This is a genomic window from Streptomyces sp. SN-593, assembly GCF_016756395.1.
GTDB classification, from domain to species: domain Bacteria; phylum Actinomycetota; class Actinomycetes; order Streptomycetales; family Streptomycetaceae; genus Actinacidiphila; species Actinacidiphila reveromycinica.
The window spans coordinates 1,352,957-1,377,414 of the sequence record NZ_AP018365.1; the positions used below are offsets into that span (position 1 = coordinate 1,352,957).

Genomic DNA, 24,458 nt, shown 5'->3' on the forward strand with positions numbered 1-24,458 from the left:
TCGGCGGGCACCGTCGAGCGGGGCGGGCCTACGGCCTGTCGTCGTGGGTGTCGGCGAGGTAGGCGTCGGCTCGGGCGCGGACGACGTCGGGCAGGTCGCCGGAGGCCAGGTCGGAGAGCCTGGTCGTCTCCAGCACCTCCCGCAGGCTGGTGCGCACCGCGCGCCAGACGTCGGGCAGGGGCGCGGCGGGGCCCGGGTAGCTCAGGCCGGTGAGGCTGAGGTCGCGCACGTTGGCGAGCGGGCCGTCCACCACCCGGATCACGTCGGCGAGGGAGATCTCGGCGGCGGGCAGGGCCAGGGCGTACCCGCCCTCGGGGCCGCGCATGCTGTGGACGAGGCGGTTCACGCGCAGTTCGCGCAGGATGCCGAAGAGGAAGCGGACCGGGATGTCCTGGCGGGCCGCCAGTTTCTCCGCGGTGAGCGGCACGTCGGAGGCCGCGAGTTCGGCCATCGCCCGCACCGCGTAGTCGGTCTTGGCTGTGATCCGCACCGCACAACTGTCTCACACCGGCGCCGGCCCGGCGCCGGCGAGCGGCCTCCGCCTCCCCGGCGCCGGGCGCGGAACGCAACGGGAGGAAGCGGGACTCAACCAACGATATCCACCGCAGCTCCACTTGAGTCCGAGTGGAGTACGAGTGGATGTGCCGCAATGGCCTTGCTTAGTGCAGGTAGTTCACTGAAATAGTGGATTGGCGGGTCCCGGCCCGCCCCGAGTCGTCCTCGCAGCGCAGCAGGAGGCATCGCATGACGTCAGGACATTCCCCCCGGACGGTCGCGGTCGTGGGGGCCGGCGCGGCGGGCACCATGGTCGCGATCCAGTTGTGCGAGGCGGGCGCCCGCCGCCGGTTCCGCTTCGACCTGGTGCTCGTCGACCCGGCCCCGGAGGCCGGCCGCGGCACCGCGTACGCCACGCGCGACCCGCGCCACCGGCTCAACGTGCCGGCCGGGAAGATGAGCTGCCACCCCGACGACCCCGGGCACTTCGTCCGCTGGCTGTGTCGCCACGGCGAGGGCGACGTCGGTCCGGAGGACTTCGCCACGCGGTACCGCTTCGGGGCCTACCTGGCCGACACGCTCGGCCAGGCCGTGATCGCGGCGCGCGGCACCGTCGGGGTGCGGCGCCTGCGCTCCCGGGTGACCAGGTGCTCCGCGGCCGGCGCCCGCGCCCGGCTCGAACTGGCCGACGGCACCACCCTGGACGCCGACTGCGTGGTGCTCGCCACCGGCCCCGCCGCCTCCGACGCCGCCTGGGCGCCCGACGCGCTCGCCGCGGACGGGCGGTTCGTCGCCGACCCCTGGGCGCCCGACGCGCTCGCCGCGCTGCTGGCCGAGGGGAACACCGACGACGTCCTGCTGGTCGGCACCGGCCTGACCGCCATGGACCTGGCCATGACGCTGGACCGGCCCGGCCGCACCGTGCACGCCGTGTCCCGCGGCGGCCTGCTGCCCCGGGCCCACGCGCTGGCGCCGCTGCCGCCCGCCCCGCTGCCCCCGGCCCTGCGCGGCGACCGCCCCGCGGACCTGCCGCTGGCCGAGGTCCGTTCGGCCGTGCGCCGGTACGTCGGCGGCGCCGTCCGCGCGTACGGGGACTGGCGGCCGGCGCTGGACGGGCTGCGCCCGGTGACGGCCTCGCTGTGGTCGTCGTTCACGGTGGACGAGCGGGTCGAGTTCCTGGCGCACGACAGCGCGCTGTGGAACGTCCACCGGCACCGGATGTCGCCGGCCACCGCGGAGCGCGTGGCCCGGATCACCCGGGCCCGCCGGCTGCGCACGCACCAGGGCCGGGTCGCGGCCGTGGACACCGCCGACGGCCGCCCCGGCGGGCTGGGCGTCACCCTCGTCGACGGCCGCTCCCGGCGGGAGCTGACGGTGGGGTGGGTGGTGGACTGCACGGGCCCGGGCCGGCTCCGGGACCCGCTGTGGCTGGGCATGCTCGCCGACGGCACCGCGGTGCCCGATCCGACGCGGCTCGGCGTCGCCACCGAGGACGGCAGGCTGCGCGACGCGCTCGGCCGGGCGGACCGGCCGGTGTGGACGCTCGGGTCGCCACGCCGGGGCGAGTTGTGGGAGACCACCGCGGTCCCGGAGATCCGCGCGCAGGCCGCGGCCGTGGCCGAGGCGGTGTTCGGCGAACTGGCCGGCGGCCGGGCGGACGTCCGACCCGCGCGCCGGGTGCGGCGGCCGGGTGACGGCGCGGGGTTCGCGCTGTCCACCGGCGCGGCTGCGGCCGCGGCCTACCGCTCCGGGGTCTCCCGGCTGCTGAAGGTGTGCTCCGGCGCGGAGGACGCCTTCACCCGCGCCACCGCGCTCGACCCCGGCTTCGCGCTCGGCCACGCCGCCCTCGCCCTGATGGGCCACGAGACCGGCGCCGACGTGGACGTCCCGCGCGCGCTCGCCGCCGCCGAGCGCTCGGCCCGCGACCGGGCCGACGACCACGAGCGGTCCTTCGTGCACGTCGTCTCCCGCCGGGTGCGGGGCACCGCCGCCGACGGCGACGCCGCCCTCGTGCGGCACCTGGCCGCCTATCCCGGCGACGCGCTCGCCCTGGCCGTCGCCGTGCCGACCATCGCCTTCTCCGGGCTGCACGACCTGGAGGAGACCAGCGCCCTGCGCCTGGTCGAACAGACCGCCGGGGCACAAGGGGGGCACTGGTTCCACACCTCGCTGCTCGCCTTCATGCGCCAGGAGCAGGGTCGTTACGACGAGGCGGGCGCGCTGGCCGAGCAGGCCCTCGGCGCCGAGCCCGCGTCCGGCCACGCCATGCACGCCCTGGCCCACGTCCACTACGAGTGCGGCGACCACGAGGCGGGCCGGATCCGGCTGGACGAGTGGCTGGCCTCCCGCGGCCGCGGCAGCGCCCACCGCGCCCACTTCTCCTGGCACGCGGCCCTGCACGAACTGGCGTTGGAGGACACCGGCGCCGTACGCCGCCGCTGGGCGGTGCAGTTGGCGCCGGCCAAGGTGCGCGGGGTACGGGCGCTGGTGGACTCCGGCTCGCTGCTGTGGCGGGCGCGGGTGACCGACAGTTGGACGGGCCGGGTGCCGATCGACGGCGTCATCGGCGCCGTCGGCGCCGAGATCCTGGAGCGCCCGGCCACCGCCTTCACCGCGCTGCACGCCGCCATCGCGCTGGCGGCCGCCGACGACCTGGCGGGCCTGCGCCGGCTGCACGTCCACGCGTCGGGCGCGGACACCGCGCAGCGCGAGGTCGTCGCCCCGCTGTGCGAGGCGCTGGTGTGCGTCGTGGAGGAGCACTGGGCGGAGGCGGCCCGGCGCCTGGAGCGCATCCTGCCGGCGCTGCGCAGCGTCGGCGGCAGCGCCGCGCAGCGCGAGGTGGTGGAGGAGACCATGCTGTACGCACTGGTGTCGGCCGGTCAGCACCACGCCGCCCGGCTGCGGTTGGAGGAGCGGCTGGCGCGCCGTTCCTCGCCGCAGGACGATCGGCGGCTGGCCGCGCTGCCGGTGGGGTGAAGCCGGTCCGCACCCGGTCACCGGCGTGAAATCGATCTTCACGAAATGGCTCCGCCGAACACGACTGTGACCGAAGAGAGCCACGCACCGCCCGGTTCAGGACCGAAGCCCGTGGGTATTTGCTGTCCATGGCGTTATTGCTTCGGGAAAGGACAGTGTGGTGATCAGTGCGTCGGGGGATGCCTCCGCCGGGTCCGAACCTCCTGAAGGCCGGACCCTTCGGCCTGCGGACCGTGACCGGCCCGCGCGGCTTTCCGAGTCGATCTTCCGCATTCCCGTCACCATGCTGCGGGACGCGGACTCGCCCCGGTTGGAAGGCATAGACCGCAATCACGTACGCTCCCTGGTGGCAACGGACGGAAAACTCCCTCCGATCATCGTGCATCGTCCGACAATGCGGGTTGTCGACGGTATGCACCGGCTGCACGTCGCGCGATTGAACGAGCAGCAGGAGGTGGAGGTCCGCTATTTCGACGGAACCGAGTGGGAGGCTTTCCTGCTGGCCGTCGAGTTGAACATGCGGCACGGTCTGCCGCTGACCTTGTCGGATCGCAAGAAGTCGGCCATGAAGATCCTTGAGGGCTGCCCCGAGTGGTCCGACCGGGGCATCGCGGCCAGGACCGGATTGTCCGGCAAGACGGTGGGCGCGCTGCGCCGCAAAGCCGCGGGCCGCATCGCCCAGGCCCCGGTCCGGGTCGGACGGGACGGCAGGGCGCGGCCGTTGCACCGCGAGGAATCCCGCCGCCCGGCGCTCGGGCTTCCCTCCGGTCGGGCGGAAGGCGCACCGCTCGACCGGTTCTCCGGGCAGAACGACAAGTCCCGGCCGGAAGAGGTCGGGACGGGGTTGTTTCCTGCACCACGGACCCGTTTCACCCCGCAACTCGTCGGCGGCGAAGGGGCGGACGACGTCGGGGGTCCCGGACCGGGTATTCCGCCGGCCGTCCGCGCCCTGGGTGAATACGCCGACCCGGCCGCGCAGTTGGCGTCACTGAAGCGCGATCCGGCCGTGAAGTACAGCAAGGACGGCCGGGCGATGATCCGCTGGCTGGAGACGCACATCGTGCGAGACGCGGATCTCGGCCAGGTGCTCCAGGCGCCCGCCCACCAGGCGCGGAAGATCGCCACCCTGGCGCGGACCTGCGCGGCGAGCTGGAACGGGATCGCCATGCGGATGGATCTCGCCGCCGACGACATCTCCTCGACGTCGGGCTGAACCTCCTGCCCGGTGCGCCCCGCCCGCGGACCACAGCGGCCCGGTGTTCGTGTCGACTGAGGAATCTCCTCAGTCGACACGCACACCGGGCCGCTGTGCGCGGGTGTCGGGCCTCGCGCTCCGCGCCCCGAGCGCGGAGCGCCGCGGCGGGGCCGGCGCGGAAGCCGGGCCGCCCCGCCGCGGGTCAGTTCGCGTACCAGCCGAAGGTGGAGGAGGGGCGGGGGCCGGCGGCCACGTCCAGGCGCGGATCGACGCTGAGGATCGCGTGGTGGAGCCGCTGCAACTGCGGCGAGGGGTCGACCCCGAGGTCCTCCACGAGGCGCGCGCGCAGGCGCTGGTAGACGTCGAGGGCGGTCGCCTGCCGGCCCGAGCGGTACAGCGCCACCATCGCCTGGGCGTGCAGCCCCTCGTGCTCGGGGTGGCGGGCGATGAGGTCGGTGAGTTCCGCGATGAACTCCCGGTGGCGGCCCAGGCGGAGTTCGGCGTCGATGCGCCGCTCGACGGCCACCAGCCGGCTCTCCTCCAGCCGGGCGGCCTCGATCTCCAGCACGGGCCCCATCCGGACGTCGACGAGCGCGCCGCCGTCCCACAGGTCGAGTGCGCGGCGCAGCAGGTCGGCGGCCGTGACGTCGTCGCCGACGTCGAAGGCGCGCTGGCCGGTGGCCACGAGGCGCTCGAACTCGTGGACGTCCACGTGCTCGGGCCGGATCTGGAGCAGGTAGCCGCCGTAGCGGGTCACCAGGACGTCCTTGGCGGTGCCCGGCTCGTCGGGGCCCATCGCTCTGCCGAGCCGCCGGCGCAGTTGGAGTATGTACGTCTGGAGGGTGGTCAGCGCGCTCGCCGGCAGGTCGCTCCCCCAGATCTCCTCCATGAGCGTCGAGATCGGGACGACCCGCCCCGGGTAGAGCGCCAGCAGCGCCAGGATCTGGCGGGGCTTACTCGCGGTGGGAACGACCGTCAGGCCGTTGACATCGACCTGTAACGGGCCCAGGACCTTCACTCTCACAGGTTCCTCCTCGAGACCGCCGGCCGTACCAGGACGAGCCGGCACCGAATCCGATCCGTAGTGCATGTCGCACGGGCAAACTCCACAGCCTCCCTCTGCGAAACGAGCCGTTGAGTACGTAACCACCGGCACGACCCGGCTCCACAGGTTGTCCGCCACTGCTCAGACGGTTCTCAGGCGCCGCATGAGGCGTTGTCGAACCGCGGCGGTCGGACCAGCGGGATTCTTGCGACCGCCCGCCGGAGGGGCAAGTGCGTCTCTGACGTACTGTCAGAGCGCACCCACTGTCCGTCACGGGCCGGTCGAGCGGCTCTTGAGTCGGGTGGGGGGCAGGGAAAAGGGTGGGGCGGGTGGGATGCCCCCGCGGGAGTCCGGCACACCGCCGCGTCGTCCGAGGCGGCCGGGGAGTCGCCGTCCGTGACAACCCCCGGGGGGCGATTTCCCGCCGCCCACCCTTTCGGGGGTGCGCCCAAAGGGCCCGATCCCCTGCCCGATCCCCTGCCCGACCAGCGCCCGCGCGGCCGCCTGTCACATGTTCCCACCGGCAGCCGTCATAGCAGTGACCAACAGGACCGCCGGCCGCTCGGCGGCGGTGCTGCGACCGTACGCGGCGGGCGATCACGCGCCGCCGCCCTATGCGTTCGCCCCAGAATGCCGACCGGAGCCGTGGAGAGCGGGCTCCCCGACCCCTTGCGAGCAGGCATGACTACGATGAAGGAACAACCGGTCACTCCACGTGGCGACAGGGGGTCCGACGCCGGATTCACCGCGGGCTACGCCCGGCTGGTCAGCGGGCGCCGCTCGAAGTGGGCGGTGCTGGTGATCTGGCTGGTGCTGATCGCGGCCGGCGGATCGCTCGGCTCCAAGATCGGTCACGTCCAGAACAACGACCAGGAGACCTGGCTGCCCTCCAGCGCCCAGTCGACCCGGGCGGTCAAACTCGCGGAGCAGCACTTCGCGGACCGGCACACCAGCGGCGCCGTGATCGTCTACACCCGCGACAGCGGCCTCACCGCCGCGGACCGGGCCAAGATCACCGCGGACGCGGGCGCCCTCAAGGCCGTCGCCGTCGGCACCGTGTCCGCGCCGGAGGTCTCCGGCGACGGCAAGGCCGCCTTCGTCAGCCTTCCGCTGCGCACCAGCCCCAGTGACAACAACGTGCTCACCCACGCCGTGGACCGGTCGGAGAAGATCGTCCGGGACGGCGCGCCGGCCGGGCTGGAGACCAGGGTCTCCGGCGAGGCCGGCAGCATCCGGGACTTCGCCGACGTCTACAGCGGGATGGACGGCGCCCTGCTGGGCGCGGCCCTCGCCGTGGTCGCCATCCTGCTGCTGCTGACCTACCGCAGCCCGGTGCTGTGGCTGGTGCCGCTGATCTCGGTCTTCCTGGCCGCCGAGGTCGCCAGCGGGGTGGTGTACCTCCTCGCCGCCCACGCCGGCCTGCTCGTCAACGGCCTGAGCACGTACATCCTGATGATCCTCTGCGTGGGTGTCGGCACCGACTACGCGCTGCTGCTGATCGCGCGCTACCGCGAGGAGCTGCACCGGCACGAGGACCGGCACGAGGCGATGCGGATCGCGGTGGGCCGGTCGGTCTCGGCGCTGTCCGCCTCCGCGGCCACGGTCGTGCTGGCCTCGTTGTGCCTGGTCTTCGGCAAGATGAACTCCACCCAGGGCCTCGGCCCGGTGGTGGCCATCGGGGTCGCGGTGGTCTTCCTGGCCATGACCTCGCTGCTGCCGGCGCTGCTGGTCGTCCTGGGCCGGTGGACGTTCTGGCCGTTCGTTCCGCGCCACACCCCCGGCCACGAGGCGGGCACGGAGCAGGAGCACGGCGTGTGGGCCAGGGTGGCCGGCACCGTCGCCCGCCGGCCGCGCGTGGTCTGGGCCTGCTGCATCGTCGTCCTGGCCGCGCTGGCGGTCGGCACCGCCACGGTGGAGACCGGCCAGACCCAGGCGCAGCAGTTCACCAAGTCCGTCGGCTCCATCGAGGGCCAGAAGATCCTTGCCGCGCACTTCCCCGCCGGCGCCTCGGAGCCCGCCGACGTCTACGTGCCCGCCGCGGGCGCCGACAGCGCGCTCCAGGTCGTCCGAACGGTGCCCGGCGTGCAGTCGGCGGCCGTCGACCGGTCCGCCGGCGGCTGGACCCACATCACCGCCGTGTTCAAGGACGCCCCGGACACCCAGGCCGCCCGGGACACCGTCCACCGCATGCGCACCGCCCTCGACCAGGGGCCGGCCGGGGCGTCCGACGCGGTCGTCGGCGGCCAGAGCGCCGTCGCGCTGGACACCGCCAACGCGACCAAGGACGAGGAGATGCTGCTCATCCCGCTGGTCCTGCTGGTCGTCCTGGTCATGCTGATCCTGGTGCTGCGCTCGGTGGTCGCCCCGATCGTGCTGCTGCTGTCGGTGATCCTGTCCTACGCCGCCGCCATCGGGGCCGCCTCGCTGCTCTTCCACGCCATCGGCCACCCGCACATGGACCGCAGCCTGCTGCTGATCGGGTTCCTGTTCCTGGTCGCCCTCGGCGTGGACTACACGATCTTCCTGATGGCCCGGGTGCGCGAGGAGGTCCGGCACCGCGGGCACCGCGACGGCGTGCTCACCGGCCTGACCGTCACCGGCGGCGTCATCACCTCCGCCGGGATCGTCCTGGCGGCCACCTTCTGCGTCCTGGCCACCATCCCGACCGTGTCCTCGCTCCAGGAGGGCCTGCTCATCGCGGTCGGCATCCTGCTGGACACCTTCCTGGTCCGCAGCCTGCTGGTGCCCGCCCTGTCCCTGTCCCTCGGCCCCGCCATCTGGCGCCCGGGGCACCCCGAGACGGAGGCGCCGCCCGAGGGCGAGCGTCCCCTGGAGACCACCCGCGCGGACGTCGGCGCCTGACGACCGCGTGGGGGGAGAAGGGGCGTCGCGCCGACCCCCGCGGTGCGGCGCCCCACTCGTGGCGGACGACGCCGGCGGCGGGCGGCCCTGAGGGCCGCGCCGTCACTCCTGTCACACTCGCGGGCCGCCGGACGTCATAGGAGTGACGCCCGCCCCGCGGCGGCGTCATGCGTTCCCCACGAAAGGAAAGACCATGGAAGCGCGCATGAAGAACCCGGCGATGATCCTCAACGCCACCCAGTCCGTCCAGGACATGTACAAGGCCATCTACGCCGGCGGCGTCCCGAAGACGACGCTCGACCTGGTCCACCTGCGCGCAAGCCAGATCAACGGGTGCAGCTCGTGCGTGGACTCCGGTTCGCGCGGTGCCCTCAAGAGCGGCGAGAGCGCGGAGCGGCTGTTCGCGGTCGCCGCCTGGCGCGAGACCACCCTGTTCACCGACGAGGAGCGGGCCGCGCTGGCGCTGGCGGAGGCCGCGACCCGGCTGTCCGACCGCAGCGACGCGGTGCCGGACGACGTCTGGGACGCGGCCGCCGACCACTTCGACGAGAAGGGCCTGGCCGCCCTGGTGCTGATGGTCGCCCTGACCAACTTCTTCAACCGGCTCAACGTCACCACCAAGCAGATGGCCGGCGACTGGGGCTGATCCGCCCCCGACCGTCCCGCCCCGGTTCCCCGCTCGGCGGGGGGCCGGGGCCGCACGCGTCGGCCCGGTCAGTCGATCCCGCGGACGATGTGCGGCTCCGCCGGCTCGTCCTCGTCGTCCACCCCCGCCAGTCTCAGCAGCGGCGTCGGCCAGCCGCCGTCGGACTCCCACCACTCGCCTGCGGCATCGCCCACCGGACTCTCCTCCCACGTCCACGCGCCGTCGCGTCGACCGCGGGGCCCGCGCCCCACCCCGCCACCTTGGCAGGTCCCGCTGAGTTCCCTCTGGAGGCCGGACGGAGCCGTGCGTACTCGAGCGCGCTTCCAGCCCGCCTCCAACCGCGGCAGGGACAGTAGCGTCACACGCCCGCGCTCCGGCGAGGCACGACGCGAAGGGAACCCGTCCATGGCCGCCCTCGCCCTCCTCAGGCGCTTCGTCGGCGAGATGTGCAGGTCCCTGGGCGCCTACGGGGCCATGCACGCCCTGGGGCTGTGGGTGCCCGGCTGGCCGCCGGACGAGGAGCCCGAACCCCTCGACGGGCCGCCGCCCGCGCACCCCGAGCGGCTGCGCCCGGATACCGCCCTCACCCCGCTGGAGCGGGCGCTGCTGCGGCAGTGGCGGCGGGAGGAACGGCGGCGCCAGAAGCGCTGAGCACCGCCCTCCCGCCGCCGCACGGGGCTTCAGGACGGGGCCTCGGAACCGGGCTTCAGGACAGGTCCTGCTCCCGCAGCGTCACCAGCGCCTTCGCGATGCGGCGGGCCCGCGTCTCGGGCTTCTTCGCGCTCTCGATGGCCCGGATGTGCTCGCGTTTGCGGCTCTGGGTCAGGCTCTTGTAGGCGGTGGCGGCGACCGGGTCGGCCTTGAGGGCCGCCGCGAAGTCCTCGGGCTCGACCACCGTGCGGGGCGCGGTGTCGAGTTCGAGCTCGACCTCGACCTCCTCCCCGGTGTCGACGCCCGCCGCGGCGCGGTTGGCCTTGCTGAAGCCGATCAGGTGCCGGCCGCGCATGATCGCCAGCCGGCTGCGCCAGGAGTGCCCGTTGACGGTGATGGTCACGGCGGGGCGCGCGCCGCCGTCGAGCTCCTCCACGACCTCGGGCGGCACCTCCAGGCCCCGCATGGGCTCCGGGGGCTCGACCTGGGTCCGAAACTTCATCGTCTGCTCCTGTAGGCGTGGGTGGCGTCCGGGGCTGGACCGGGGCGAGGCGACGGGCGGTGCGCACGGACCCGCGACCGTCGTCCCCAGTGTCGCGGTCCGACCGCCGGGGCGCCGCCCCGTCTGCCGTGTCCGAGCATTATGGCCAGGACGCGTGCCCCGCCCGCAACGGCGGACGGGGCACGGCGTGTACACGGCGCCGGGCGCCGCCGGAGGTCAGTCGAAGCTCGGCTTGCGGTCGCGGGTGCGCTTCAGCTCGAAGAACCCGTCCGTGGCGGTGACCAGCAGGACGCCGTCCCACAGGCGGGCCGCCGCCTCGCCGCGCGGCACCGGTGTCACCACCGGTCCGAAGAACGCGTTCCCGGCCACCGAGATCACCGGGGTGCCGACGTCGTAGCCGACCCGGTCCATGCCGTCGCGGTGCGACGCGCGCAGCGCCGGGTCGTACTCCGTGGCGTCCATCGCGTCGGCCAGGCCGCCGTCCAGGCCCGCGGCCCGCAGCGCCGCCGCCACGGTCCCGCGGTCCCGCGGCGCCTTCTCGTGGTGGAACCGGGTGCCCATCTCGGTGTAGAGCCGGCCGAGCACCTCGGGACCGTACTTCTGCTCGGCCGCGACGCACACCCGCACCGGGCCGAAGCCGCTCGCGTCCCGCCAGCGCGGCGGCAGCTCCCGCCCCTCGTTGAGGACGGCAAGGCTCATCACCCGCCAGCGCAGCTCCACGGGCCGCAGGAGCGCCACTTCGTGCATCCAGCGCGACGCGATCCACGCCCAGGGGCACTGCGGATCGAACCAGAAGTCGACAGGGGTCGGGGTGCCTTGCGCCACGTCGGGCCTCCAAACGGACGGAACGGGGATGCGGTCGGGGACGGCGCTCAGTCCTGGGCGGGCACGGCGGCCGGCACGGCCTCGCGCAGCGAGTCCAGCACCTGGTCGACGGCCTTGAGCGCGCTGACCACGCACTGGCCGATGCCCACGCCGTCGTACAGGGCGCCGCACACCGCGAGGGAGGGCTGCGCCGCCACCGACGCGCGGATGCGCTCCACCCGGTCGAGGTGGCCGACCGTGTACTGGGGCACCGCGTCGGCCCAGCGGGTCACGCGCGACGCCACCGGGGCGCCCGCCACCCCGGCCGCGCCGGCGACCTCGGCCGCCGCGAGCGCGACGAGATCGGCGTCGTCGCGCCCCAGCACGTCGCCGTCGCCGCTCCCCCCGGCCTGGCAGCGCACGATCTCCACCTCCCCGGCCATGTGCGGCCACTTGACGGTGGAGAAAGTGACCACCTTCATCGGCCGCCCGTCCACCGCGGGCACCCGGTAGCCGCTGTGGCCCCGGGCGCGCATCGCGGCGAGCGCGTCCCGCGGGTAGGCGAGGGTGATGATCACCGAGCCGGCGTGCGGGACGGCGGCGAGCGCCGCGGTGGCGTCCGCGGTCCCGGGGAGCCCGGCGAGCAGCCGGCCGGTCGCTCCGGCCGGCGCGGCCAGGACGACGGCGTCCGCGTCGACGGTCCCGGGGCCGGCGGCGCCGTCCACGCCCAGCCGCCAGCCCTGCGCGCCGCGGGCGAGGGTGCGCACCGCGGCGCCGGTCCGCACCACCGATCCCGGCGACTGCGCCAGCAGGGCGTCGGCGAGCACCCGCGGCAGCCTGCCGAGCCCGCCGACCAGGGTGGAGATGCCCGTCGGCGGCCGCACCCCGTCCTCAGGCAGCGGCGGGATCAGCGCGCCGGCCGCCTGCGCCAGGGAGGGGTGCCGGCGGGCGGCGCCGACCAGCGGGGACAACGTCGCCGCCAGCGACAGCTCTTCGGCGCGGCCGAAGTAGGCGTCGGCCAGGAACGGGTCGACCAGCCGGTCCACGACCTCGCGGCCGAAGCGTCCCCCCACGAACTCCGCCACGGAGACGTCGCCCTGCGGCGCGGCCATGGGCAGCACGGCGTCCTCGCGCGCCCGCTCCACCGCGGCCTCGGACAGGATGCCGGACGCGGCCAGCTCGTCCATGTCGCAGGGCACGCCCATGAACTGGCGGTCCGGCAGCGGGCGGACGGCGTCCCCGGTCCGGATCCCCATCGCCTTGGTGCCCGCCGAGACGACCCGGTCGTCGAGCCCGGCCTCCCTGAGCAGACGGGCGGTCTTGGGGCGCCGGGCGTACGTCGACTCCGCGCCCTCGTCGATGACGGTGCCCGCCAGTTCCGAGACGGCGAGCTGCCCGCCGATCCGCGACGATCCCTCCAGGACCGTCACCCTTACCGGTTCGTTCCGCAGGAAGAACGCCGCCGCCAACCCCGCGACTCCGCCCCCGACGACGACCACGTGCGGAACTCCGCGCGTCTGAGCCATTCCGTTGTCCGCCATTCCGCCGGCTCCCTCATGGATGGGTGTGGCCCCAGTGTGGGAAGGGGGGCCGGCAGTTCCGGTCGAGTCCGGGTGGACCCGCGCGCCGGCCCCGCCGGGGTGCTGCGGACCCGCGGGGGTGCGATCCGCACTCGACCGGCCGTCCACCGGGGTGCCGGACATTGGCGGTACCGACCACCACCAGCCCAGCGTGAGGAGAGCGCCATGCGGAAGGTCGTATCGCGGGACGGCACGACGATCGCCTACCGGAGCGCGGGCGAGGGCCCGCCGATCATCCTGATGAACGGCGCGTTCCGCGACCACACGATCTTCGACTCCCTCGTTCCCGAACTGGCGCCGCACTGCACCACCTACGTCTACGACCGGCGGGGGCGCGGCGAGAGCGGGGACGCTCCCGCGTACGCCGTCGAGCGGGAGATCGAGGACCTCGCCGCGCTGATCGAGGAGGCCGGCGGCGAGGCGGTCGTGTTCGCCGGGTCCACCGGGGCCAACCTGGCACTCGAAGCGGCCATGGCCGGCGTGCCGATCACCCGGCTCGCGCTGCACGAACCGTACTTCCGCACCGGCGGCCATCCGAAGCCCCCGGCCGACTGCATGGAGGTCCTGCGCGGGCTGCTGGAAGACGGCCGCCGCGGCGAGACCGCGGAGTACTGGCTCTCCGAACTGCTCGGCCTGACCCCCGAGGTCCTCGTGGAGTGGCGGCGCGGCCCGCTGTGGGCGACGAACGAGGAGAACGCCCACACCCTCGTCTACGACACCACCATCCTGGGCGACTTCGACGTGCCGACCGAGCGGCTCGCGCGGCTGCGGGTGCCGGCCCTGGTCGTGTACAGCGAGAACACCGGCGACTGGCTGCGCGACGCGGCCCGCGCGACCGCGCGCGCCCTGCCGAACGGGTGGGGCATGGGGCTGCCCGGCTCGTGGCACCGGGTGCAGACCGACGTCCTCGGCCGGGTCCTCGCCGGGTTCGCCCTGGGCTGACCGGCCGTGGGCGGCGGCGGGCACGGCCCGCGGACCTGGTCCGCGGGCCGTGCCGTGCCGTGCCCGCCGCGCCCTTCCCGGGCGCGGCAACGCGCCGCGCCTCCGAACCCGCCGGGCGCGGGGAGAGGGCAGCCGCTCCCGCCCACCCGCGGCGCGCGGGGGGCCCGCCACCGCTGCCGCGGTGGCGGGCCCCCGGCGCTGCCGCGCCGCCCCCGGTCAGTGCCCGGCGCCGGCCGGCGGGGTCCAGTTCGCCCGCAGCCAGGTCTCCAGGCCGACCAGGTCCGGCCTGACGCGCCGCAGCGCGGGCAGGTCCGCGCGGTACCCCTCCCGGTCCAGCCAGTCGAACATCAGGGCCAGGTCCGCGCGGGCCGCCCGCAGCGGCCCGAAGGACTGCTGCGCGTACCGGGTCGGGATGCCGGAGACGCGCTCGAACGCCGCGGCCATCTGCGGCCCCGTCAGCTCGTCGCCGGCGATCTCGACCTGCCGGCCCAGCCACGTGTCCGGGTCGTCGAAGGCGTCCGCCGCGAAGGCGCCGATGTCGCTGGTCGCGATGACCTGCACCGCGACCTCGGGGCGCAGCCACAGGCCCAGCACGAGCCCGCCGTCCGCGGGACGCGGCCCGATGTCGCGCAGCACGTCGTGGAACATGGTCGGCCGCAGCACGGTCGCCGGCAGGCCGAGCTTCTGGATGTGCTGCTCGATGTTCCACTTGCTCTCGAAGTGCGGGATGCCGCTGGAGCGTTCGGCGCCGCCCACCGAGCTGTACACGAAGTGGGCGACACCCTCCGCCGCGGCGGCGTCCGCCACCGCCTTGCCGTGCCGCTCCTCGGCCGCCGACCCGCCCGGCGTGCGGAAGGTCTGGACGCTGAACACGCCCCGCACCCCCGCCATCGCCGCGCGCAGCGACGCCTCGTCCTCGAAGTCGCCGGGCACCAGGGCCGCGCCCGCCGCGGCGAGCGCCCGGGCCGCCGGGGACTCGGGCGCGCGCACCAGCGCGCGCACCGACCGCCCCCGGCGCAGCAGTTCGCGGGCCGTGGCGCCGCCCTGCTTGCCGGTTCCGCCCAGTACCAGGACCGTCCCGTCCACCGTCACCGTCTGCCTCCGTCTCGGCTGCCTCAACCGCCTGGTAGATGTGGGTGCCCGGCGGCACCCGGGAACCGCGGTACCGCCCTGCTTCCGAACTGCCGTGGTGCCGTGGTGCCGTGATGCCGTGATGCCGCGTTGCGTCGGGCGCTTCGGGCGCTTCGGGCGCTTCGGGCGCGTGCCTAGGCCGTGGCCCGGTCCGCGCCGGTGCCGGCGAGGACGCGGGAGAGCGCGTCGGCCAGTACGGCCGCCGGGTCCTCCGCCGCGGTCGCGGCGCGCCAGGCGACGTGGTTGTCGGGGCGCACCAGGACCGCGCCGTCCGCGGCGGTCTCCCTGACGGCCGCCCACCCGCCGTCGACGTCGGCGTACTGCGCGCCGGTACCGATCCGGACCGCGGTGACCGGCACGCCGAGCTTCTCCGCCGCCTGTGCGGCCGCCTCGCACCACGCGGTCCCCTCCGCGCCGGTGAACAGGACGAAGCCGCGGGCGGGGCCGGCCAGGTCGTGGGTCGACACGCGCCGGCCCTCGTGCTCCAGCCAGGCGTGCGGCAGCCGGTGGCCCGGCCGGGTGGTCGGGTGGTAGACGTCGCGCATCGGGGTGCGCGGCGGCGGCGCGCTGCCGTCGGGGACGACCGCGCCCTGCTCGTAGGCGAAACCGACCTCCAGGTCGTGGGCCTGCCCGCCGGCCCGGTGGGTGTCGAGGATCTCCGCGGTCCGCGCCCGGACCACCTCGCCGATCGGGGACTGCTCGAAGAACCTGGCGAACATCCGCTCCCGGCGCTGGGCGGGGGCGTGCGGGCCGAGGCCGACGGTCTCCAGCACCGTCTGGTGGTGGGAGGCCGCGGACACCGCCCAGTCGACGTTGTGCCGGCACACCGGCCGCCGCTCCGCCTCATAGGTGTCGAGGAGGCTGTCGCCGGCCCGGCCGGACAGCACCGCGGCCAGCTTCCAGGCGAGGTTGTGGGCGTCCTGGATACCGGAGTTGAGGCCCAGCCCGACGGTCGGCGGCTGCCGGTGCGCGGAGTCGCCGGCCAGCAGCACCCGGCCCTTGCGGTAGTGCTCGGCGACCAGTGCCTCCACCGTCCAGTTCGTCACGTGGTGGAGCGTCAGTTCCAGGTCGGGCACCCCCAGCAGCTCCCGGATGCGGGCGGTGACCGCCTCCTCGTCGAGGCGGCCGTCCGGCATCGGCGGGAAGTGCAGCACCCACTCCTCGCACGCCTTGCCCCAGCTCGGGCCCATCTCGATGAGGTTGCTGCACAGGTCCGGGTCGTAGGCGTTGAGGAAGTGGGTGAGGAGGGTGCCCTCCTGCCACCAGGGCGACAGGTCGGCGGCGAAGTAGGCGGTGGTGACGTCGAGGAGGCCGTGCAGGCCCTGCATCTCGATGCCGAGCGCGCTGCCGACCGTGCGGCCGCCGTCGGCCCCGATGAGGTACTGCGCGGTGACGGTGGTGGTCTCCCCCGTGGCCACCTCGCGGATCTCGGCGACGACCCGGTCGCCCCGGTCCTCGAAGCCGGTCATCTCGTGGCCGAACAGCACGCGTCCGGGATTGCGCTCCTGCGCGGTGCGGCGCAGGATCGGCTCCAGCCTGACCTGCGGCAGCTTGACCGGCAGGACGGGGCCGGCCGCCGCGTACCTCTCGCGCAGCACGCCGCCGCCGAAGGCGTCCATCTCGTGGATCAGCCGCGCGTCCATCTCCCCGCCGCCGGTGAGCGAGGTGAGCCAGCGCAGGCCGCCGAACAGCTCCAGGGGCGCGCCCTGTTCGACCATCGGCGCGTCGAGTCCGTGCTGCCGGAAGATCTCCATGGTGCGCTGGTTGAGGTAGTGCGCCTTCGGCACGTGGGCGGTGTCCGCGTGCCGTTCCACCAGCAGGTGGGCCACGCCGTGGTCGGACAGGAAGTTGGAGGCGGCCAGGCCGCATCCGCCGCCGCCCACGATCAGAACCGGTACCTCGACTGCTGCCATTGTGGTCCTTCCTGGAGGTGCAGCCTCACGATCACGGGGCTGCCGCACGGGCCGGGCCGCCGGTCGCCGGTCGGCCCGCCGCGTCCTGGCACTGACGCGGACTGGGGTGGTGCTCAGCGGTGCTCTTCGGACGCGCCGCTCTCGTAGCCTGGCGACGGTGTCTGTAGCCGCGGTCAAGGACGGGTGGACAGGCCCGCGCGGCGGCGGGCCGCCTCGGCGAGCGCCCGGTGGAAGCGGTCGTCCTCGGTCTGGCCCACCTCCCACTGCACGCCCACCGCGAAGGGGCGGCCCTCCGCCTCGACCGCCTCGACGGTCCCGTCCGGGGCCCACGCGGTGGCGGCCAGTCCGGTGCCGATCCGGTCGGCGGCCTGGTGATGGTGGCAGAACGACTCGGCGGCGCCGTCGCCCAGCACCTCCGCGACGCGGCTGCCCGGCCGGAGCTCCAGGGCGTGCCGGCCGAAGGTGAAGTCCGCCGTGGCCGGGCGGTGGGCGTCGCCGCCCGTGGTGTCGGGCAGGTGCTGGTGCAGGGTGCCGCCGCACCGGACGTTCAGGAGCTGCATGCCGCGGCAGACGGCGAGCAGCGGCAGTTCCGCCTCCAGCGCGGCGCCGATCAGCGCGAGTTCGGCACGGTCCAGGTCCGGGCGGAAGGCCCGGGTCGCGCGGTGCGCGTCCTGGCCGTACAGCGCCGGGTCGACGTCCGGCCCGCCGGGCACCAGCAGGCCGTCGAGCGTGCCGACGAGGTCCTCGGCGCCGTGCCCCGGCGGCAGGACCACCGGTACGCAGCCCGCGGCCGCGAGGAAGTCCACGTGCGACTGGAGTGCCAGGCTCACCGTCATCGCCGCGCCCTGGAGGGTGACCGGCGCCGTCCGCGCGCAGATCCCGACGACCGGGCGCCGCTCCCGCCGCTCCGCCGCCCGCGATCCGGCCGGCGGCTGTTTCGCCGCGGCCCTCACGCCGGGGCCCCGGCGTCGGGTGCGACGTGGACGTAGCCGTCCTCGACCTTCACCCGGTAGGTGGTGATCGGGCGGGTCGCGGGCGGGTTGGAGGGGGCGCCGGTGCGCAGGTCGAAGCACGACCCGTGCAGCCAGCACTCGATGGTGCCGTCGTACACCTCGCCCTCGGCGAGGGACACCTCGGCGTGCGAGCACAGCTCGCCGACCGCGTAGACCGTGCCGCCGCTGCGGGCCAGCACGATCGGGGTGCCCTCGACCTCGACCGCGATCGCGCCGTCGGCCGGGACCTTCTCTTCCGGGCAGACCTTCACGAAGCTCATCGGTCCGGCTCTCCTCCTTCGTCGAATCGGCGGCCGCTCGGCTCCCGCCGCCCCGGGGTCCCGCGGGCGGGGGACCGGCCGCCCGCCACCCTGGTCGCCGGTCCTGGAGGACCGGCCGAGGAGGGCACGAGGACCGCTGTAGCGGCACGCGGGGCACCCCCGCGCCGCGCCCCCGCGCATGCGGCGCGGGCCCTCACCACGGCACCGGGCCGTCCTCCGACAGCGACGCGCCCGTCGGCCCGTCGGCGTCCAGCAGGGCCAGGCGGACGGCGATCACGGCGCCCTGCGCGGGGGTCCGCCCGCCGCGGTGGTGGTTGATGTCGGTGGCCACCACGCCGGGGTGGGCCGCGTTGACCTTGACCGGCGTATCCCGCAGTTCCTTCGCGTACGCCAGCGTGAGGGCGTTGAGCGCGGTCTTCGAGGACTGGTAGGCGATCATGTTGACCGACGCGACCGGGGAGTCCGGGTCGGCGTGCAGGGTCAGCGATCCGATGTGGCTGGACATGTTGACGACGCGGCCCGCCGGGGAGCGGCGCAGCAGCGGCAGCATCGCGTTGGTCACGGTGACCACGCCGAAGACGTTGGTCTCGTAGACCGCGCGCAGGTCGTCGGCCGTCGCCTGGCTGGGGGCGCCGGTGAAGCCGCCGGCGACGCCGGCGTTGTTGACCAGGATGTCCAGGCGGCCGTGGTGCCGCTCGATCCCGGCGGCCGCCTCGGCCACGCTCACCGGGTCCGTCACGTCCAGGCGCAGCGGCACCGCGCTGACTCCCAGCGCCGCCAGCGCGTCGGCCGCCCGCTCGCCCCGCACCTCGTCCCGGGCGCCGACGAGCACGAGGGCGCCCCGCTCCCCCAGTTGGCGTGCCGTCTCGTAGCCGATCCCCTTGTTGGCGCCCGTGACGAGCGCGACCTTGCCGGTCACCTTGGCGGTCACCTTCCCGGTCATCGCGGCGTGTCCCCTCTCCGGTCTCTGGCGGTCCGATCCCCGGCGGGCCGAGCCCCTCGGCCCGTCCGGTGCCCCGGTGCGCCCGGTCTCCTCGACCGCGCGTGCGGGGCCCCCTTCCTCCCGTCGGAGGGGTCCCCCAGACTGTGCGCACCGGGGCCGCGGTTGTCGACGGCGGGCACGTTCAACCGCGCAACTCCGCGGTCGAGCAGACCGGGTGGCGCGGTGCCGTCCGGTCGGCGCGACCCCGTCGGGGCGGTGGCCGCCGCCCCCGTGCGGTGCCCGCACGCACGGGACCCGCACGCACGGGACCCGCCGGCCGCTCACCGCCGCCGCGGCGTTCACTTGCCGGAGCGGCGCCCCGGGCGGCAGCCTGGGGCGCGGCATTCACCGCAGAGCACCCCCTCGCGCCCGGCTCCGCCCCCGCCTCCCCGCCGTGCCGCCCGCGGGAGCGCGCCGCGTGGCGGGGAACGGCCCCGACTCCCAGGAGATGACCCGATGCCACCCCGGATGAACAACCCCTCGCTCGTCGTGCCGGACGCCCTCCAGCCGCTGCTCGACCTGTCCAAGGTCATCGGCGGGACCGGCGTGCCGCAGCGGACGCTCGACCTGGTCCGGCTGCGGGTCAGCCAGATCAACGGCCGCCTCTACACGCTCCCGGCCGACCTGGGGAAGGCCGTGGAGGCCGACGACCGCCTGCCCCAGGTGGCCGACTGGCGCGCGGCGTCCTGCTTCTCGGACGCCGAGCGCGCCGCGCTGGCACTGGCCGAGAGCACCACCGAGATCAGCGGCCAGGAGGACCCGGTGCCCGACGCGGTCTGGGAGGACGCCGAGCGGCACTTCAAGGAGCAGGAACTCGCCGCGCTGGTCCTCCACATCAGCCTGGTCAACCTCTGGAACCGGGTCAACGTGTCCACCCGGCAGGTGCCGGCCGACTGGCGCTGACGCCCGGCCGGCCCCGTCTCGGCCCGCCCCGTCTCGGCCCGCCCCGCCCCGCCCGGCCAGATCTCGTCCGCAGGGCTGTTGACTCGCCCGGAGGCGCGGGAAAGCATGCTGCCGGCCGACCGTACCGATGGAGGGAACACATCGCGATGCTGAAGCTCATCAACGCCGGCTTAGGCCGGACCGGGACGACCTCGCTCCAGGTGGCGCTGGAGCGGCTCGGACTGGGACCCTGCTACCACATGTTCGACATCGTGGGCGACGAGAAGCGTCTCCAGCAGTGGGAGGGCATCGTCTGCGACGGCGACAGCCCCGACTGGGACGCGGTGTTCGACGGCTACACCTCCGCCGTGGACGGCCCGCCCTCCTTCTACTTCCGCCCGATCACCGAGGCGTTCCCCGAGGCCAAGGTCGTGCTCACGGTGCGCGACGCCGAGGGCTGGTACGAGAGCACGTACAACACGCTGTACCAGTTCGTCCTGAGGGGACGGGACAACCCGCCGCCGGAGGGCTCACGGCAGGCCCGGGTGCTGCGCATGACGACCGTCATGACGTGGGACGGGCTGTTCGACGGGCGGTTCTCCGACAAGAGCCACGCGATCGAGGTCTACCACCGGCGCAACCAGGAGATCATCGACTCGGTCGCCCCGGACAAGCTGCTCGTCTACGACGTGAAGCAGGGCTGGGAACCGCTGTGCGAGTTCCTCGGTGTCGAGGTGCCGGCGGACGGCTTCCCCCACGTCAACACCACCGCGTCCATGCGCGAGCGGATGCAGCAGATGGGCCGCGCGGGCGGCCCGATCGCCCCCGAGGGCGTCGACGGCCCCGCGGCCCCGGGCTCGGGGCCGAGCTAGGGCCTGTCCGGCGCGCGGCGCCGGAGGACACGTACGCACGCAACGGCGGCGCCGGCCGGGCCGGGGCGCGGGACCGACCCGCCTCCCGACCCGGCCGGCGCCGCTTCGTGCGTACGGGGGCGGACCGTACGGCGGTGGCCGGCCCCCCGTAGCCGTACCGCGCTGGTCCGTACGACGGCGACCGGCCGCAGGACAACCGGCAACCGACGACCGGCAACCGGGCCGTACCCGGCGGATTCCCTGCCCCGCGGCGCCCGTGCTCAACCGCGAGCGTGCTCAACGACGGCGGTTCTTCCGGCCACCGCGATCTCGGTACTCTTCCGCAGATCCTTCGACGCGACCCGTGCAGCGGGCACGTCGACATGCCCACGAAACCGGCCCCCGACCTGCCCGTTCGCCGGGCACGCCGGCGGGCCGCGCGACACGATGGGGGAATCCGTGCAGAGAAGAAGACTCGTCGCGGCGGTGGCGGCGGCAGCCGCCCTCGCGGGTGTGGCCGCGGCCGCACCGGCGCAGGCCACCGCCACGACCGCCACGACCACACCGAAGACGGCGGCCATCAGCTGGTCGCCCTGTCCGGACAGCGACCCGCTGGTCGGGACCCTGCTCAAGGGGCTGGAGTGCGGCTCCCTCCAGGTGCCGCTCGACTACAGCCGGCCGAACGGCCGGAAGATCACCCTGGCGCTGACCCGGGCGGAGCACACCGCGCCCGCCGACCAGTACCAGGGCGTCGTCCTGCTCAACCGGGGCCAGTGGCCCGGCCAGTTCGGACGGGACCTGCCCACGCGGTTCGCCACCGGCACCTCCGGGCTGCCGACGGCGGTCGGCGCCCAGTACGACTGGATCGGCTTCGACCCGCGCGGCACCGGGGCCAGCGAGCCGATGGTCACCTGCGACCCGTCCTACCTCTGGCCGGGCCAGGCCCGCCCGGACTACGTGCCGCGCACCGCCGCGCAGGAGAGCGCCTGGGTCGCCCGGGCCCGTGAGTTCGCCCAGAGCTGCGGCAAGGCGTACGGCGACGTGCTCCCCTACCTCGGCACCAAGGACGCCGCCCGGGACATGGACTCCATCCGGCAGGCGCTCGGCCAGCGGCAGATCAGCTACTTCGGCTACGACTACGGCACCTACCTGGGCTCGGTCTACGCCTCGATGTTCCCCTCCCGGGTGCGGCGGATGGTGCTGGACACCGTGGTGGCGCCGGACGGCACCTGGTACGACACCGACCTGGAGCAGAGCGCCTCGTTCGAGAAGAGCGCGGGCACCTACTTCTCCTGGATCGCCTCCAATGACGCGACCTACCACCTGGGCACCACCAAGGCCGCGGTCGAGGCGAACTACTACAAGGGCATGGCCGCGGTGCGGAAGGCGCCGATCGGCGGGCAGATCGGCCCGTCGGAGTACTCGGACTTCTTCCTCGTCAGCCTCTACCGGCGCTCGTCGTGGACCACCGACGCGGCGGCGCTGTCGGACTGGGTGCTGCGGGGGGACCCGTCCGAACTCCAGGCCGGCTTCGGCGTCCCGGGGACGCCGACCCAGAACAAGCAGGCGATGTACAACGCGGTGCAGTGCGTCGACACGCCCTGGCCGCGTGACTGGAAGACCTGGGAGAAGGACTACGCGGCGCAGTACGCGGCGGGCGACCACGTCATGACCTGGTCCGACGCCTGGTACGCCGCGCCCTGCGCCTTCTGGCCGGTGGCGGCCGGCACACCGCAGAAGATCGGTGACCGGAACGTCGACGTGCTGCTGCTCCAGGGCGACGGCGTCGGCAACTCCCCGCTCTCGGGCGCGCTGCGGATGCACGCCGAGTTCCCCGACTCCCGACTGGTGGTGGAGCGCGGCGGGTTCGAGCACGAGACGTCCATGTCCCGCAACGCCAACGCCTGCATGAACTCCTACGTCAGCGCCTTCTTCGCCGACGGCACCCGCCCGGCGTCCGCCCGGGGCGTCGACGCCTCCTGCGCGGCCAATCCGGCGCCCGTTCCCCCTGCCGCGAGCTGACCGCGGCGCACCGCAAAAGAACACGCTTGGCCTTCAACCGCGGAGATTCCGCGGTTGAACGCTTTTCCGGGCACCCGCCGAACGGCCTTTTCTCCGCGCCCTGATCACGCCATTGCACCCGAACGGTGCACTGTGTACGTTGAGCTCGACGATTTCCCAGCCGCCCCCGTGGGAGGGCTTTATGGAAACTGGCGTGATAATTGTCGGGGCCGGGCCGGTCGGCCTGTTATTGGCCGGCGAACTCCATCTCGGCGGAGTGGATGTCATCGTCTACGAGAAAAACTCCGCCCGGTCCGGTGAATCCCGCGCCCTCGGATTCAACCGGCGCGCCGCGGAAACCTTGGAACAGCGCGGACTGCTTTCCCGGCTGGACCCGTTCCGCTGGGGCCCGATGGGGCACTTCGGCGGTGTCCGATTCGATCTCGGCATGCTGGACGAGAACCACAGCGGGGTACTGGGACTCTCCCAGGCCCGGACCGAGGAAATGCTGGAGAACTGGTTGACCGAACGCGGGGTCCCGGTGCGGCGCGGCCACGAGGTGACCGGGCTGCGCGAGACGCCGGACGGCGTGACCGTGGCCTTCGAGGGACCGGACGGCCCCGGCGAGGACACCGCCGCCTACCTGGTCGGCTGCGACGGGCCGCGCAGTGCCGTCCGCGCGGCGGCCGGCGTGCCCGTGACCGGCCGGGACTCCACGCGGGGCATGTACACCGCCGAGATCACCGACGTCACCCTGCGGCCGCGGCCGATCGGCGAGCGGCTGCCCGGCGGCGACATGGTGGTGTGCACCCCGCTCGGCGACGGCCGCTACCGCGTGGTGATCCACGACCGGAGCCTGCCGCCCGACCCGGACCCCGGATCCCTGACCTTCGCCGAGGTCGCCGACGCGTGGCAGCGGCTGACCGGCGAGTCGCTGCACGACGCCCGGCCGCTGTGGCTGTGGGCCTGCGGCAACGAGGCCGCGCTCGCCGACCGCTACCGGCAGGGCCGGGTCCTGCTGGCCGGCGACGCGGCGCACGCGATACCGCCACTGGCCGCCTGGGGGCTGAGCGCCGGCCTCCAGGACGCCGCGAACCTCGGCTGGAAGCTGGCGGCGGTGCTCGCCGGCCGGGCCCCGGAGGAGCTGCTCGACACCTACCATGCCGAACGCCACCGTGTCGGCCGGGAGTTGGTGCGCAACGCCCAGGCGGCGTCGAGGCTGTACCTGGGCGACGACACCATGGACCCCGTCCGCGCGGTGCTGGGCGAGCTGGTGGCGGGCAAGGACGCCGCGGGACACCTGGCCGGCATCGTGAGCGGACTGGGCATCCGCTACGACGTCGGCCCCGGCGACCACCCCCTGCTCGGCACGCGCATGCCCCCCGACGACGAGATCGTGCGGGAGGACGGCAGCCGCGTCCGCGTCGCCGACCTGCTGCACACGGCCCACGGCCTGCTCCTGGTCACCGGCCACGGCAAGGCCGCCACCGCCGCCGAGGGCTGGACCGACCGCGTCGACGTCGTCACCGGCGCCTGGCACGAACCGGCCCTCCCCGCCCTCGACGCCGTCCTCGTGCGCCCCGACGGGTACGTCGCCTGGACCTCGCCCGGCGCCGCGCACGACCTCACCGACGCCCTCACCCGCTGGTTCGGCGCCCCCCGCACCACCACACCGGCGGCGGCCGCGGTCCGTTCCGCGGCCGGCGACGACCGGACGGGGGCGTGAC

21 protein-coding genes are annotated in these 24,458 nt (G+C 74.5%); 10 read left to right on the top strand and 11 right to left on the bottom strand.

Going from position 1 to position 24,458, the window contains the following annotated elements:
* Positions 1 to 28: 28 nt before the first annotated feature.
* Positions 29 to 490 carry an RrF2 family transcriptional regulator gene (locus RVR_RS05725; protein WP_202232802.1) on the bottom strand — a complete coding sequence of 154 codons (462 nt, stop codon included), beginning with the start codon at positions 488 to 490 and terminating at the stop codon, positions 29 to 31.
* A 254-nt stretch (positions 491 to 744) separates the two neighbouring features.
* Here RVR_RS05725 and RVR_RS05730 point away from each other — a divergent pair, with 254 nt between their 5' ends.
* Together RVR_RS05730 and RVR_RS05735 are read left to right on the top strand one after the other, a co-directional pair.
* Positions 745 to 3,471, top strand: a complete 2,727-nt coding sequence (locus tag RVR_RS05730; RefSeq protein WP_202232803.1) for an FAD/NAD(P)-binding protein — start codon at positions 745 to 747, stop codon at positions 3,469 to 3,471.
* A 160-nt stretch (positions 3,472 to 3,631) separates the two neighbouring features.
* The gene (locus RVR_RS05735) at positions 3,632 to 4,684 is read left to right on the top strand and encodes a ParB/RepB/Spo0J family partition protein (protein WP_202232804.1); all 1,053 of its coding nucleotides are present in this window, start codon (positions 3,632 to 3,634) and stop codon (positions 4,682 to 4,684) included.
* Positions 4,685 to 4,868: 184 nt separating this feature from the next.
* Here RVR_RS05735 and RVR_RS05740 read toward each other — a convergent pair whose 3' ends face one another.
* Positions 4,869 to 5,690: an AfsR/SARP family transcriptional regulator gene (locus RVR_RS05740; protein ID WP_202232805.1), complete on the bottom strand. Its 822-nt coding sequence runs from the start codon at positions 5,688 to 5,690 to the stop codon at positions 4,869 to 4,871.
* Positions 5,691 to 6,392: 702 nt separating this feature from the next.
* Here RVR_RS05740 and RVR_RS05745 point away from each other — a divergent pair.
* Together RVR_RS05745 and RVR_RS05750 are read left to right on the top strand one after the other, a co-directional pair.
* On the top strand, positions 6,393 to 8,573 hold the full coding sequence (locus tag RVR_RS05745; RefSeq protein WP_237404591.1) for an MMPL family transporter: 2,181 nt from the start codon (positions 6,393 to 6,395) through the stop codon (positions 8,571 to 8,573).
* A 193-nt stretch (positions 8,574 to 8,766) separates the two neighbouring features.
* Complete coding sequence (locus RVR_RS05750) at positions 8,767 to 9,219, top strand: carboxymuconolactone decarboxylase family protein (protein ID WP_202232806.1); 453 nt, start codon at positions 8,767 to 8,769, stop codon at positions 9,217 to 9,219.
* A gap of 68 nt (positions 9,220 to 9,287) precedes the next feature.
* Here RVR_RS05750 and RVR_RS38545 read toward each other — a convergent pair whose 3' ends face one another.
* Positions 9,288 to 9,413 carry a hypothetical protein gene (locus RVR_RS38545; RefSeq protein ID WP_272933058.1) on the bottom strand — a complete coding sequence of 42 codons (126 nt, stop codon included), beginning with the start codon at positions 9,411 to 9,413 and terminating at the stop codon, positions 9,288 to 9,290.
* 211 nt (positions 9,414 to 9,624) lie between these two features.
* Between RVR_RS38545 and RVR_RS05755 the strand changes: the two genes are divergently transcribed.
* The gene (locus RVR_RS05755; protein ID WP_237404592.1) at positions 9,625 to 9,870 is read left to right on the top strand and encodes a DUF6059 family protein; all 246 of its coding nucleotides are present in this window, start codon (positions 9,625 to 9,627) and stop codon (positions 9,868 to 9,870) included.
* A 55-nt stretch (positions 9,871 to 9,925) separates the two neighbouring features.
* Here the strand turns inward: RVR_RS05755 and RVR_RS05760 are convergent, their stop codons facing one another.
* The 3 genes from RVR_RS05760 to hemG form a co-directional block, all read right to left on the bottom strand.
* Positions 9,926 to 10,372, bottom strand: a complete 447-nt coding sequence (locus RVR_RS05760; protein ID WP_237404593.1) for a YdeI/OmpD-associated family protein — start codon at positions 10,370 to 10,372, stop codon at positions 9,926 to 9,928.
* Positions 10,373 to 10,588: 216 nt separating this feature from the next.
* Positions 10,589 to 11,197, bottom strand: coding sequence for a mycothiol-dependent nitroreductase Rv2466c family protein (locus RVR_RS05765; protein WP_202232807.1), 609 nt, complete (start codon positions 11,195 to 11,197; stop codon positions 10,589 to 10,591).
* Positions 11,198 to 11,244: 47 nt separating this feature from the next.
* Positions 11,245 to 12,717 carry a protoporphyrinogen oxidase gene (gene hemG / locus RVR_RS05770; protein ID WP_202232808.1) on the bottom strand — a complete coding sequence of 491 codons (1,473 nt, stop codon included), beginning with the start codon at positions 12,715 to 12,717 and terminating at the stop codon, positions 11,245 to 11,247.
* 204 nt (positions 12,718 to 12,921) lie between these two features.
* On the opposite strand from hemG, the gene RVR_RS05775 reads away from it, so the two are divergent.
* The gene (locus tag RVR_RS05775; RefSeq protein ID WP_202232809.1) at positions 12,922 to 13,698 is read left to right on the top strand and encodes an alpha/beta fold hydrolase; all 777 of its coding nucleotides are present in this window, start codon (positions 12,922 to 12,924) and stop codon (positions 13,696 to 13,698) included.
* Between the two features lie 216 nt (positions 13,699 to 13,914).
* Here the strand turns inward: RVR_RS05775 and RVR_RS05780 are convergent, their stop codons facing one another.
* The 5 genes from RVR_RS05780 to RVR_RS05800 all read right to left on the bottom strand — a co-directional run bounded on the left by RVR_RS05780 (position 13,915) and on the right by RVR_RS05800 (position 18,958).
* Positions 13,915 to 14,790: an NmrA/HSCARG family protein gene (locus RVR_RS05780; protein ID WP_202232810.1), complete on the bottom strand. Its 876-nt coding sequence runs from the start codon at positions 14,788 to 14,790 to the stop codon at positions 13,915 to 13,917.
* A gap of 173 nt (positions 14,791 to 14,963) precedes the next feature.
* Complete coding sequence (locus tag RVR_RS05785; RefSeq protein WP_202232811.1) at positions 14,964 to 16,742, bottom strand: FAD-dependent monooxygenase; 1,779 nt, start codon at positions 16,740 to 16,742, stop codon at positions 14,964 to 14,966.
* A gap of 173 nt (positions 16,743 to 16,915) precedes the next feature.
* Entirely contained in the window at positions 16,916 to 17,695 is a 780-nt protein-coding gene (locus RVR_RS05790; RefSeq protein ID WP_202232812.1) for a gamma-glutamyl-gamma-aminobutyrate hydrolase family protein, read from the bottom strand.
* Positions 17,692 to 18,015: a non-heme iron oxygenase ferredoxin subunit gene (locus tag RVR_RS05795; protein WP_202232813.1), complete on the bottom strand. Its 324-nt coding sequence runs from the start codon at positions 18,013 to 18,015 to the stop codon at positions 17,692 to 17,694. Before RVR_RS05795 ends, RVR_RS05790 begins: the two co-directional genes overlap by 4 nt.
* A 193-nt stretch (positions 18,016 to 18,208) precedes the next feature.
* Positions 18,209 to 18,958, bottom strand: coding sequence for an SDR family oxidoreductase (locus tag RVR_RS05800; protein WP_202232814.1), 750 nt, complete (start codon positions 18,956 to 18,958; stop codon positions 18,209 to 18,211).
* A gap of 495 nt (positions 18,959 to 19,453) precedes the next feature.
* Between RVR_RS05800 and RVR_RS05805 the strand changes: the two genes are divergently transcribed.
* The 4 genes from RVR_RS05805 to RVR_RS05820 all read left to right on the top strand — a co-directional run bounded on the left by RVR_RS05805 (position 19,454) and on the right by RVR_RS05820 (position 24,457).
* A complete protein-coding gene (locus RVR_RS05805; protein ID WP_202232815.1) occupies positions 19,454 to 19,900 on the top strand; it encodes a carboxymuconolactone decarboxylase family protein in 447 nt (148 codons plus the stop codon).
* A 146-nt stretch (positions 19,901 to 20,046) separates the two neighbouring features.
* Complete coding sequence (locus RVR_RS05810) at positions 20,047 to 20,751, top strand: sulfotransferase family protein (protein ID WP_202232816.1); 705 nt, start codon at positions 20,047 to 20,049, stop codon at positions 20,749 to 20,751.
* A 438-nt stretch (positions 20,752 to 21,189) separates the two neighbouring features.
* Positions 21,190 to 22,752 carry an alpha/beta fold hydrolase gene (locus RVR_RS05815; protein ID WP_202232817.1) on the top strand — a complete coding sequence of 521 codons (1,563 nt, stop codon included), beginning with the start codon at positions 21,190 to 21,192 and terminating at the stop codon, positions 22,750 to 22,752.
* Positions 22,753 to 22,933: 181 nt separating this feature from the next.
* Positions 22,934 to 24,457 carry an FAD-dependent monooxygenase gene (locus RVR_RS05820; protein ID WP_202232818.1) on the top strand — a complete coding sequence of 508 codons (1,524 nt, stop codon included), beginning with the start codon at positions 22,934 to 22,936 and terminating at the stop codon, positions 24,455 to 24,457.
* Position 24,458 lies beyond the last annotated feature (1 nt).